This window comes from Pandoraea sp. LA3 (assembly GCF_022696215.1).
Classification (GTDB): Bacteria; Pseudomonadota; Gammaproteobacteria; order Burkholderiales; family Burkholderiaceae; genus Pandoraea; species Pandoraea capi.
Genome location: NZ_PTPY01000031.1, coordinates 393909 through 406228 on the forward strand (window position 1 = coordinate 393909; position 12320 = coordinate 406228).

Sequence of the window (12320 nt, forward strand, 5' to 3'; positions counted from 1 at the left end):
CGAGAGGCCGGACGAACCGGCCTCCGCGTTACGGTGAATCACCTCGGCATCACGCTCATCATGCACGAATGGCGCGATACCCCACGTGCTCCAGATGCTCGAACCTGCCTTCGTCTTCGGTGTCGGGGTTGTCGGCCGCGTCGTCGGCACGGTCATCGTCAGCAAGCGCCTCGAGACGAATCGCCGCGTGCACGAGCGCGATGTGCGAGAAGGCCTGCGGGAAATTGCCGACCTGCCGCTCGTGCGTCGTGTCGTATTCCTCGGCCAGCAGCCCCACGTCATTGCGCAACGACAACAACCGCTCGAATAGCGCGCGCGCATCCGCGTGACGGCCGATCATCACCAGACAATCGACCATCCAGAAGCTGCACGCGAGGAACGCGCCCTCACCGGCCGGCAAGCCGTCGTCGACACGACTCGTGCGATAACGCTGCACCAGCCCGTCCTTCATCAGATCGCGCTCTACGGCTTCGACGGTACCGATCACGCGCGGATCGTCCGGCGGCAGAAAACCCACCAGCGGGATCATCAACACACTCGCATCCATCTCCGACGAACCGTAGGCCTGCATGAAGGCGTTGCGCGACTTGTCAAAGCCGTTCGCACAGACGTCCGCGTGAATCTCCTTGCACAGTTGCCGCCAGTGGTCCACCGGCCCCGGCAAGTCGAACCGCTCGGCCGACTTGATCGCGCGGTCGAACGCCACCCATGCCATCACCTTCGAGTAGGTGAAGTGCTGACGTCCGCCGCGCACCTCCCAGATCCCCTCGTCAGGCTCTCGCCACACGGTCTCGAGATGCGCCACGAGTTTCGTTTGCACTTCCCAGGTGGCATCGTCCGGCGGCAGCCCGCCAAGGCGCGACTGATGCAGGGCGTCCATCACCTCACCGTAGACGTCCAGTTGCAACTGCCCGACCGCGCCGTTGCCCACGCGCACGGGCTTCGATCCTTCGTAACCGGGCAGCCAGTCGACTTCCCATTCCGGCAGACGCCGCTCGCCCGACAACCCGTACATGATCTGCACCTGCGACGGCGCACCCGCGACCGCACGCACCAGCCAGCGACTCCAGTCGCTGGCCTCGGTGTAGTAGCCGCCGAGCATCAGCGCCTGCAAGGTCAGCGTGGCATCCCTCAACCAGCAATAGCGATAGTCCCAGTTACGCTCGCCGCCTAACTGCTCGGGCAGCGACGTCGTGGGCGCCGCCACCACGCCGCCCGTCGGCACGAACGTGAGCGCCTTGAGCACGATGAGCGAGCGACGAATCGCACTGGACCAGCGCCCGTCGAGCTGACAGCGATTGGCCCACGTGCGCCAGTAGCGCTCGGTATCGGTGAGTGCCGCGAGCGGGTCGATCTCGCGCGGATCGGCGTGGTGCGACGGCACGCGCGAGAGCACGAACGGCACGGTCTCGCCCGCCTTCACGTCGAAGCGCGCGCGCAGACTTCCCGGCACATCCTGAATCTCGACGGGGGTGCGCATCACGACCTTGTCCGGTCCGGCGATGAGCCGCATGCCGGGGCCCGTGGGATCGTCGCTGTCGAGCGGACGCGACCACGGCACCGACGCCCCGTAATCGAAGCGCAGAATCAACTCCATCGACATCGATACGGTACCGTGCACGCCCTTCACAAGACGAACTAGATCGGCCGCGCCATCGCGCAGCGGCATGAAGTCGATCACCGCGACGCAGCCTTCGACCGTTTCGAAGCGTGTCTCGAGAATCAGGGTGTCATCGTGATAGCGACGCGTGCAGGTCGCACGCGAGTCGTCAGGGGCGATCTTCCAGCGGCCGTGCTCCGGGCCGCCGAGCAAGGCGGCGAAACACGCCGGGGAATCGAAGTACGGCCAGCAGAGCCAGTCAATGGAGCCATCGCGCGCCACCAGCGCAGCGCTTCGGCAATCGCCGATCATTGCGTAATCTTCAATGCGTGCCGGCATGCTCACCTCGCGATCGTGGGAGAAACGATATCCCGCGACGCGCTCATCGGCGATCGCGGAACCGCAAGCGTAGGAAGCCCTATGGTACGCGCGTCGTGCTCGCGCGACCATCCTGGGGGCGCGTAAGCCAGCGATGTGCCAAGAGTTGTGCCAGGGGTTCTGCCAAGGGTCATGCCTCCCTCCTTACAACGTTGCCGTCGGGTCAGATGAATCGGTGGCCGCACACGCCATTGTCACGGCCAGCTCAAAAAAACCGACCGGCCACCGAAAGGGAAGTTCTGACGAATTTAGCTTCGAAGCGTCAACTCGCGGCGAATCCGCATGAGAGACGCCGCTCATACATTATGCGTTCACCTCGGCCGTCTCTGTGAGCACATGCACCGCCCCCTGTGCGACGAGATCGCGCACGTGCCCGGCATCAAAGCCGTATTCGGCCAGCACTTCATATGTGTGTTCACCGAGCCGGGGCGCGGGACCGCCGGTGCATTTGGGGGTCTGCGAGAAACGAATCGGCAGGCCGATGCTACGCGTCGGGCCATCGAGCGGATGGACGGTTTCGACGACCATCTCGCGTGCCACGATCTGCGGGTGCGACACGGCTTCCGAAATCGGCAGCACCGGCCCGACCGGCATGCCGACGGCATCGAGCCGCTCGACCCAGTGCGCCGTGGTGTCGCGCATCAGATAAGCGGTGAGACGCTCGACAAGCGCCTCGCGATTCGCCGTGCGCCCGGCGTTGGTGGCGAAGCGGGGATCGCCGGCGATTTCGGGCGCGTCGAGCACCTGAAGCAGACGCTCGTAGTTCGCCTGATTCGCTGCGCCGATGTTGATCCAGCCGTCCTGCGTACGGAAGGCCTGATACGGTGTGCTCGTCGGATTCGCAGACCCGAACTTCGGCGGATTTTCGCCGCTGGCGAAGAAATTGGCCGCGGCCCAGTACATCTGCTGAAAACCCGCTTCGAGCAGCGACGTGTCCACGATCTGCCCTTCCCCCGTGCGCAACCGGTGCGCGTACGCCGCCGAGATACCGAGCGCCGCCAGAATACCCGCGTTGATGTCCGCAATCGGCGAGCCCGCCTTGATGGGCGCCTGCCCCGGTTCGCCGGTCACGCTCATCAGACCGGAGAGCCCCTGTGCAATCAGGTCGAAGCCGCCCTTGTCCGCGTACGGCCCCGTGCGTCCATAGCCGGAGATCGAGCAATAGATCAGGCCCGGGTTCGCCTCGCGCAGCGTTTCGTAGCCAAGGCCCAGCTTCTCCATGGTGCCTTTGCGGTAGTTTTCGGTGACGACGTCCGCACTCGCGAGCATTTTGCGCAGCACGGCGCAGCCGCCTTCGGTCTTGAGGTTGAGCGCGATGCCTCGCTTGTTACGGTTAAGCATCATGAACGACGCCGATTCGCCGTGCGAGAGAATCGGCGCGAACCGACGCGCGTCGTCCCCGTCCATCTTCTCGACTTTGATGACGTCGGCGCCCATGTCCGCGAGCATCATGCCGCACACCGGCCCGGACATGATGTGCGACAGTTCGATCACTTTCACGCCCTGCAACGGGCCGGCCCTCTTCGTTTGCGCCACCTTCGTTCCTCCATTGGTCCCGGTCATGTCAGCGCCCCTCGAAAACCGGCATCGTCTTCGCGAGGAAGGCGCGGTAGCCGGCCTGAAAATCGGCCGTGCCGAAGCACGCGAATCCTTCGTCGATCTGCGCTGGCGTCAGCGGTTTGCCACTGACCAGTTCTCGTACGAAACGCTTGTGCCAGCGAGCCACGAGCGGTGCACCGGCGGCAATTCGCTCCGCGCTCGCCAGGGCTTCGCGCGTCACGTCGGCGTCGGAGACCACACGCGTGACGAGGCCGATGCGCAGCGCTTCCTGCGCATCGAAAATCCGCCCTTCGAGCAGAATCTCGAGCGCCTTCGTCGGACCGAGCAGGCGCACGAGCCCGGACAACTCCGCGTGCGCCATCACGAGTCCCAGCTTGTTGATCGGTGCGCCGAAACGGCTCGACTCGCCACAGATCCGGATGTCGCAGGACGCCGCGATCTCCATGCCACCGCCAACGCAAATGCCATGAATCATCGCGACGAGCGGCACCGGACAGGTCGCCAGCGCGTCGAGCGTGCGGTGCATGAGCGCACCGTAGGCCCGCGCCTGTTCGACATTGGCACGATCCGTCTCGAACTCGGCGATGTCGTTACCGGGCGCGAACGACTTCTCGCCCGCGCCGCGCAGCACGATGCAGCGCACATCCGGCGACTCGGACAACGTCAGGATGGTGTCCCCCAAGGCCTGCCACATCGGCTTGGTCAATGCGTTGAGCTTCTCGGGACGGTTGAGCGTGACCAGCGCGATTGCGCCAAGTCGCTCGGTCAGAACGGTCGATGCCACGTTGCCTCCTTCAATCGCCGGTACGCACCCAATGTCGTCCGGTTTCGATTTTTTGGTATACCAATTTTCGTAAACGATAAATTTATCGATACGTCATTGGCAAGCAGCAATGCCAAAAATAAGGGTTAACATGGAAAATCAGGACATGACGGATTGACGGATGATGACATCACCCTCAAAATTGGCATTCCATTTTTGCAATCCTCACGCATGATCACCTCTGCATCGCTGAATGCCGCAGCCTACGAAGCCCTGAAAGCGCGCATCGTGCGCGGCGACCTGCGTCCCGGCGCACCACTGTCCGAGCGCGCGCTTTGCGACGAGCTGGCGGTGTCGCGCACGCCGCTGCGCGAGGCGCTCAAGCGTCTGGCGAACGAGGGACTGGTGGAGATTTCCGAGACACGCCGCGCGCGCGTGGCGCGGGTAAGCGTGGATGAGGTCGTGAATCTGCTTGCCGTGATGGCGGTGCTGGAAGGACTCTCGGGCGAGCAGGCGTGCGAGAAGGCGTCCGATGCGGATCTGAACGAGTTGGCGCGCTTGCAGGACGAGATGGAAGCCGCTTACGCACGCACCGATCATGCCGCCTACTTCGCGCTGAACCAGCAAATTCACCTGAGCATTCTGCGCATGGCGGATAACGGGCCGCTGGCCGAATACTTCCACAACCTCAACGCCCGGCTGCGCCACGTGCGCGAGCGTTTGACACCCACGCCTGAGCGCTGGCGTCAGGCCGTCGACGAGCATGCGGAGATGCTCGCACTGATGCGTCGGCGCGATGGCAAACGTCTACGTACGCTGATGGAAGCCCACTTGCGCAGCAAGACCGACGCTTACGTTGCGGCGATGCTCAACGAAGGGCTCGTCAGCATGAGCCGCGCGGCCTGATTGCGCGCGGCCTTGTCCGGCATATCCGGCAGACTTGAAGCTTGCCGCCGCTCAGGCGGCAACGCGCACGTTCGCAAGCACCGCCGCGCACTTCGCCATGAGGTGAGCGCGCAGCAACCGGCCGAGCGCCGCACCGTCTCGGCGATGCAGTGCGCGCAACATCTCGACGTGCTCGTCGATCGCACGTTCCCATTTGCCGGCGTGCAGATTGGAGCGAAAGCGCAATGCCTGAAGCCGGTGATTGACCGCCTGATACATCTGCGTGAGCGCGGGGTTGCGCGCCGCCGCGTTGATGCGGTCGTGGATCCGTTGATTGCAGTCGAAGTAGCCGGGCAAATCGCCGTTTGCGTAGCAGGCGTCCATCGCGCTATGGAGTTCCTGAATCTCGTCGAATTCGACCTGGGTGATGCGCTCGCAAGCCAGTTCCCCCGCCAGCGCCTCGAGACCGCTCAGCAATTCGAACGCATCGGCGATATCGCTCGCGGACAGCGTCACGACACGCGCGCCGCGATTGGGCAGCAGATCGATGAGACGCTCCACCGCCAGCATCTTCAACGCCTCGCGCAACGGCGTGCGCGATACGCCCAGTTGTTCGCACAGCGCGCGCTCGTTCAGATGCGAGCCCGGCGGCAGCACGCCTTCGGTAATCATCTTGCGCAGACGGTCCATCACGGCGAGATGCAGCGCCTGACGGCTGATCGGCTGGCTGGCCGCAACGTCGGGCGGATGGATGGTGTGATCGCGTACGGCGTTCAAAGTCACGGAGTGCATAGGCTTGCCCTGGTCATTCGTTTCGGAAGGAAAGACAACGACGGTACGCACAGCACTTTCGCAAGCGGCAACGATCACAGTCAGAGCTATGCCGCACACGAAATCACGCAATATTTCTCGGAATATTACTAATTATTACGAAATATTACGAGCATCGATTCTCGCAGATCGACGCCGTTTTGACTACGTTATGTGGTGTTTTCACCGAGAAAGCGACAGGTTTGCGTCGCAGCGCAACATCGCCTGAATTTTGTATACGATGTGTGGCGAAATGCGACCGGCGACTGACCGGCGCATCGCCCTTCCCCTAGGAGATTCGCAAGATGTTCGAGACCCAACCCGCCGTCGAATCGCTGGCCCGCCTGCTGGCCGACACCCGTCGCGGCGACACGCCCATCGATTCGCCCGCCGCCGCGCTACTGCCGGCCGACGCCAACGCCGCTTACGCCGTGCAATTGCGCACGCTGGATCTGCTCGGCGACACGATCGCCGCCTGGAAGGTCGGTGCGAAGACGCCGACGGACCTGCCGAACTGCGCACCGATCCCCGCGTCCGTGGTGAGCGACGCCGGCGGCGCGCTCGCGCTCGACGACTTCTTCCGTCCGGGACTCGAACTGGAGATTGCGTTCCGTCTGGCACGCGACATCAAGCCGGGCCGATACGATGAGCGCGAAGCGATGATGTTCGTGGACGACATGCTCACGACCATCGAAATCACCGACAGCCGCTTTGCCGAGAAGGGCCTCGACAGCCGATTCGCACTGGCCGATCTTCAGAACAACGGTGCGCTCGTGATCGGTAGCGGCCGCGGTTACGACGCCGGCTTCGATTACCTCAAGCCGAAGGCTGTCTTCACGCTCGATGGCCGCGACATCACCCCGGAAAAAGTCTTCAATACCGGCGGCGATCCGCGCGCCCTGCTCACCTGGCTCGTCAATCACAACGGCAAGCGCGGCATCACCATGCGCGCGGGGGCGATCATCACGTGCGGCTCGTACGTCGGCATGATCCCTGCGGCCGGCAAGGGTGAGTTGCGCGGCACCATCGAGGGCATCGGCGAAGTGGCCGTCACGCTGAAGTAAGCGCGCTCAAGTCTTTCCGGCGCGCCCGAAGCCCAGTCGCTTACTTGCTCAGCGACTCGGGCTTTGCAGTGCGCCCGTCCACGCCCGCCAGCATCTTCGGCGCCAGCAGCGCAATCGGCACGATGCACAGCAACCCGGCGCCCAGCGCCACCGGCAAGCTGATGCCGTGGGCGATCGCGCCGATCAACACCGGCCCGATCAGCAAACCGAGATAAGCCAGACGCGCCATCACCGCGATGGCTTCGGCGCTCGCCATGCCCGCACTACGCGCCACTTCCCCCGAGGCGGCGAACATCACCGGCATGACGTTCGACAGGCCCAGCCCCGCCAGCGCGAAGCCCGCAACCGCCGCGGCCGGTTCACGCCAGAACAGCGCGAGCAGCACCCCGCCGACACACAGCAGACTACTCACGCGCAGCAGACGCGCTCCGCCCATGCGGGCCCGCACCGGGTCACCACTGAAACGTCCGGCAGCCATGCCGACCGAGAACGCCGCGTATCCGGCGCCGATCCACGCCCCCTGCGCCGAGACCACTTCGCGCATGTAGACCGCCGTCCAGTCGTACATGGCGCCTTCGACTACCAGCCCGAGGAACGCCAGCACGCCAAAGCCCGTAAGTTTGCGATGCAGTTGACGGCGCGACGCCTCGCTCAGTGCCGGCGGCGGCGTGTGCTTCACGCGAGACGCTTCACCATCGCTCCCGACCGGCGCTTCACCGGGCAGCATGTCAGGCTGCATGAAGCGCGCGCCGACCACGATCACCACGGCACAGCCGAGCGCCGCGAGGCCGAGGTGCCACTGCGGCGATCCGTGATGCGCGAGCCAGGCGCCACCGACCAGCGCCCCGGCCATCCCGCCGAGACTGAAGCAGCCGTGCAACGACGCCATGATCGGTTTGCGGTAACGCGCTTCGAGCGTGGCGGCCTGCGCATTCACGGCCACGTCGTAGGTCGCGTTCGCCGCGCCGTAGAGGGCCAGCCATCCCACCAGCGCCCAGTAATTCGGCATCGACAGAATGAAGGCGCTCGTGAGCGCGAGCGCGATCCCCGAATGCAGACTGGCGCGCTGACTGCCGGCGCGCCCGACCCAGCGGGCCATGCGCGACATCGTGACGATAGCCCCGCCGGCCACGGCAAACATCGCCACCGACAGGCTCGCATCGTTCAGGTCGAACATCGCCTTGACGGTGGGCACATGCACGCCCCACGTCGCGTAAAGAAATCCGCTGCAAAACAGCAATGCCATCGTTGCCGCGCGCGCAGGCCAAAAGCCCGTGCGCGGCTGCGCAATATCAGAAGTCATGGAAATTGGAGAAATGCAGACGTGACGCGGCAGAGACTTCTGCGTTGTCGTTTGATGAGGATGTGCGAGTCGCCAGCGTTGCGGAACTCGCAATCGATGTTGAGAATTCTAGCGCACTCTACGTGACAGTACAGTACTCGTTTCGCAACATCGCGGCCGAAGGGCGCCGGCTACGCGTCAATGTGACGGTGAAAAAAGCGGGATGGGGGCATGCAGGACGACGGCGCGAACCGTGATGGGGCACGGTGCGCGAGTCTCATGGGCGTAATTCATCGGCGTAACTTATCCACCGTTTTTGTTCACAAAGCTGTGGACAACGAACGGAGCACGCTACCCAAGCGCTTGATCGGATTGAGGTTTTCGAGGGATGCAATCAGACGGCGACACTCGCAGGCAAATCGCCTTCGAGTGTCGTCGGCTTATCCACAGATTTTGTGTTCAAGTCTGTGGACAAGTCCTTGATGAGGATAGGCAAGTCGTTGATTCGAATCGGGGATTCAGTTGACCACGCCCGCCGCAGCAGCTTGCGCCTGTTCGATAGCCAGCGCGAATCCCTTGTTACGCTCGCGCACCACGCGATGAATCAGCTCCCACACGGTATGGGCGACGGGCGAAAGCGAGCGGTTCTTGCGACGTACCAGCACGATGTTGCGCTCGAAGGCGGGCAGCAACGGACGCACCGCCAGCGTGGAGTTCTCCGGCAGCGGCAACGCCAGCGGCGGCAGCACGCTCACGCCCAGTCCCTCCTGCACCATGCGGAAGATGGTGCTCACGTGCCCCAGCTCCTGCGTGATGGTGCCCTGCACCTTCTGCGTCGTGAGCGCGCGATCGATCAGCGGACGGCTGCCCGAACTCTGGTTGAGCAGCACGAGGTTTTCGCCCGAAAGCTCCGACCAATGCACGGCCGCCTGCGAGGCGAGCGGATGATCGGTACGGCACACGAGACAGAACGGCTCGCTCATCAGATGCTCGGTCGTCAGATCGTCGGCACCTTGCGGCGCCACCACGATGCCGAAGTCGACGTCGCCCGCACGCACGCTATCGAGCACCGCGCGTTGCATCTGATCGACGAGCGCGAGTGCGATATCGGGATAGGTAGCCTGCGACGCCAGCAGCACGCGCGGCATCAGCGTGGCGGAGATGGTCGGCGCGGCACCGATGCGAACGCGTCCCGTCGTGCGCGCCTCTGCGCCGTGGGTCTGGAGTAGCGCAATTTCGAGCTCGTCGAGCACTCGATCGAGGTTGCTCGCGAGCGTGACGCCGGCATCCGTGAGCGCCACCTCGCGCGTCGTGCGATCCACCAGACGCAGGCCCAGTTGCCCTTCCAGTTCGTTGATGCAGCGGCTGATGGCCGGTTGTGTCAGGCCGATTTCGGCGCCCGCGCGGCTGAAGTTCTTGCTGCGCGCCACGACCATGAAGACCTTGAGTTGTCTCAGCGATACGTTCATGTGCTTGTGCCCTGCCAGTAAATGAACCACGAGCCATCGAAATGGCGAAGGCGCGCCGCACGCGGCGGCGCGCCCCGTACACGTCTTCGATCAGGCCGCCGCCTTGACCATTTCCTCGACGACCTTCTTCGCATCGCCGAAGACCATCATGGTCTTGTCGAGGTAGAAGAGATCGTTGTCCAGCCCGGCGTAGCCCGCCGCCATCGAACGCTTGTTGACGATGATCGTCTTGGCCTTGTATGCCTCGAGAATCGGCATGCCGGCAATCGGCGATTGCGGATCATTCTTCGCCGCGGGGTTCACCACGTCGTTTGCGCCGAGCACCAGCACCACGTCCGTCTGACCGAATTCGCCGTTGATCTCGTCCATCTCCAGCACCTGGTCGTACGGCACTTCGGCTTCGGCGAGCAACACGTTCATGTGCCCCGGCATACGACCCGCCACCGGGTGAATCGCGTAGCGCACGTTCACGCCCTTCTCGACCAGCTTGTCGGTCAGTTCCTTGAGCGCGTGCTGTGCACGGGCCACGGCCAGACCGTAACCCGGCACGATCACCAGCGATTCGGCGTTGCTCATGAGGAACGCGGCGTCGTCAGGCGAGCCCGACTTGACCGGACGTTGCTGCTGCTCGCCCGCCGCAGCGCCCGCACCGGCCTGTGCCCCGAAACCGCCGAGAATCACGTTAAAGAACGAGCGGTTCATCGCCTTGCACATGATGTACGACAGGATCGCGCCCGACGAACCCACGAGCGAGCCGGCAATGATCAGCATCGGGTTGTTCAGCGAGAAGCCGATACCGGCAGCCGCCCAGCCCGAGTACGAGTTCAGCATCGAGACCACGACCGGCATGTCGGCGCCGCCGATCGGGATGATGATGAGCACGCCGAGCACGAAGGCGATGGCCGTCATGATGACGAACGGGGTCCAGCTCAGCGTAGTGAAGAACGCAATGCCGAAGCCGATCATCGCAATCGCCAGCGCCAGGTTCACCATGTGCTGGCCCTTGAACACGACCGGCGCGCCCTGGAACAGACGGAACTTGTACTTGCCCGAGAGCTTGCCGAAGGCGATGACCGAACCCGAGAACGTGATCGCGCCGACGAACGTACCGATGAACAGTTCGATGCGGTTACCCGGCGGCAAGGCTTCCCCTGCGGCGACGATGCCGAACGCAGCCGGCTCGGCCACAGCGGCGACCGCGATGCAGACAGCAGCCAGACCGATCAGCGAGTGCATGGCAGCCACGAGTTCCGGCATCTTCGTCATCTCGACCTTGCGAGCGACGTAGGCGCCGATACCGCCACCGACGACGAGACCCGCCAGAATCAGACCGAGGCCCGCATAGTTGCCGCCCGACAGCTTGCGCAACTCGAAGATCAGCGCCACGGTCGTGAGCGCGGCAATCGTCATGCCGATCATGCCGAACGCGTTACCGCGTCGCGCCATCTTCGGATTCGACAAGCCCTTGAGCGCCTGAATGAAACAGATCGACGCGACCAGATACAACAGCGTCACAAGATTCATGCTCATGTCAGTGCGCTCCCTTTGCTGCTTCGTCATTGGCCGCCTTCACAGGGGCCTTATCCTTCTTCTTGAACATCTCCAGCATGCGCTGCGTGACGAGGAAGCCCCCGAACACGTTCACCGCCGCAAGGGCCACGGCCACGACACCCATCGTCTTGCCGAGGTTGCCTTCGGTGAGGCCCGCCGCAAGCATCGCGCCCACGATCACGATGGCCGAGATCGCGTTGGTCACCGCCATGAGCGGCGTGTGCAGCGCCGGCGTGACGTTCCACACCACGTGATAGCCGACGTACACCGCCAGCACGAAGATGATCAGGTTGATCACCGTGTGATTGATCAATTCCATGTTTGCGCTTCCCCTTTATGCCGCACGCAGCACCTGACCGTCGCGGCACATGAGGCACGCGGCGACGATGTCGTCGTTGGTATCGATGACGAACTTGCCTTCCTTGTCGATGACGAGCTTCAGGAAGTCCAGCACGTTACGGGCATAAAGCGCGGAGGCATCCGCAGCGACCATACCGGCGAGGTTGGTGTAACCGGCGATGGTCACGCCGTGGACCTTGACCACTTCGTCAGCCACCGACAGCGGGCAGTTGCCGCCGCCGTTCGCGCCACGTCCAGCCGCGAGGTCGATGATCACCGAGCCGGGCTTCATCGCCTTGACGGTGTCTTCGGCGATCAGCGTCGGGGCCGCACGCCCCGGGATCAGCGCGGTGGAAATGACGATGTCAGCCTGCGTAAGGCGCGTGTGGACCAACTGCGCCTGACGCGCAAGCCACGCCGCGGGCATCGGACGCGCATAGCCGCCCACCCCCTTGGCGATCTCGCGTTCTTCGTCGGTCTCGAACGGCACGTCGATGAACTTCGCGCCGAGCGATTCGATCTGCTCGCGCACGGCCGGACGCACGTCCGACGCTTCAATGACCGCACCCAGACGCTTGGCCGTCGCGATGGCCTGCAAGCCCGCAACGCCAGCGCCCAG

Annotated in this window: 10 protein-coding genes and 1 pseudogene; 2 read left to right on the plus strand and 9 right to left on the minus strand. The window is 63.9% G+C overall.

What is annotated here, in order from left to right; translation table 11 throughout:
• Positions 1-58 precede the first annotated feature (58 nt).
• The 3 genes from C5N93_RS13680 to C5N93_RS13690 all read right to left on the minus strand — a co-directional run bounded on the left by C5N93_RS13680 (position 59) and on the right by C5N93_RS13690 (position 4322).
• Positions 59-1939, minus strand: coding sequence for a glycoside hydrolase family 15 protein (locus C5N93_RS13680; RefSeq protein ID WP_242559678.1), 1881 nt, complete (start codon positions 1937-1939; stop codon positions 59-61).
• A 342-nt stretch (positions 1940-2281) separates the two neighbouring features.
• Positions 2282-3541 carry a CoA transferase gene (locus C5N93_RS13685; RefSeq protein WP_242559679.1) on the minus strand — a complete coding sequence of 420 codons (1260 nt, stop codon included), beginning with the start codon at positions 3539-3541 and terminating at the stop codon, positions 2282-2284.
• 1 nt (position 3542) lies between these two features.
• Positions 3543-4322 (minus strand): enoyl-CoA hydratase-related protein, encoded by a 780-nt coding sequence (locus C5N93_RS13690; RefSeq protein WP_242559680.1) that lies wholly within the window; start codon positions 4320-4322, stop codon positions 3543-3545.
• A gap of 210 nt (positions 4323-4532) precedes the next feature.
• Here C5N93_RS13690 and C5N93_RS13695 point away from each other — a divergent pair, with 210 nt between their 5' ends.
• Positions 4533-5207 (plus strand): GntR family transcriptional regulator, encoded by a 675-nt coding sequence (locus C5N93_RS13695; protein ID WP_242559681.1) that lies wholly within the window; start codon positions 4533-4535, stop codon positions 5205-5207.
• 51 nt (positions 5208-5258) lie between these two features.
• On the opposite strand, the gene C5N93_RS13700 is transcribed toward C5N93_RS13695, so the two are convergent.
• Positions 5259-5978 (minus strand): GntR family transcriptional regulator, encoded by a 720-nt coding sequence (locus C5N93_RS13700; RefSeq protein WP_242559682.1) that lies wholly within the window; start codon positions 5976-5978, stop codon positions 5259-5261.
• A 323-nt stretch (positions 5979-6301) separates the two neighbouring features.
• On the opposite strand from C5N93_RS13700, the gene C5N93_RS13705 reads away from it, so the two are divergent.
• Entirely contained in the window at positions 6302-7060 is a 759-nt protein-coding gene (locus tag C5N93_RS13705) for a hypothetical protein (protein ID WP_069344066.1), read from the plus strand.
• 40 nt (positions 7061-7100) lie between these two features.
• Here the strand turns inward: C5N93_RS13705 and C5N93_RS13710 are convergent, their stop codons facing one another.
• The 5 genes and pseudogenes from C5N93_RS13710 to C5N93_RS13730 form a co-directional block, all read right to left on the minus strand.
• Positions 7101-8363: an MFS transporter gene (locus C5N93_RS13710; RefSeq protein WP_242559683.1), complete on the minus strand. Its 1263-nt coding sequence runs from the start codon at positions 8361-8363 to the stop codon at positions 7101-7103.
• 497 nt (positions 8364-8860) lie between these two features.
• Positions 8861-9811, minus strand: a complete 951-nt coding sequence (locus C5N93_RS13715) for a LysR family transcriptional regulator (protein WP_069344064.1) — start codon at positions 9809-9811, stop codon at positions 8861-8863.
• A 90-nt stretch (positions 9812-9901) separates the two neighbouring features.
• Positions 9902-11341: an NAD(P)(+) transhydrogenase (Re/Si-specific) subunit beta gene (locus C5N93_RS13720; RefSeq protein ID WP_242559684.1), complete on the minus strand. Its 1440-nt coding sequence runs from the start codon at positions 11339-11341 to the stop codon at positions 9902-9904.
• Position 11342: 1 nt separating this feature from the next.
• Positions 11343-11681, minus strand: a complete 339-nt coding sequence (locus tag C5N93_RS13725; RefSeq protein ID WP_242559685.1) for an NAD(P) transhydrogenase subunit alpha — start codon at positions 11679-11681, stop codon at positions 11343-11345.
• 15 nt (positions 11682-11696) lie between these two features.
• A pseudogene (locus C5N93_RS13730) lies at positions 11697-12320 on the minus strand (NAD(P)(+) transhydrogenase (Re/Si-specific) subunit alpha); the annotation flags it as partial.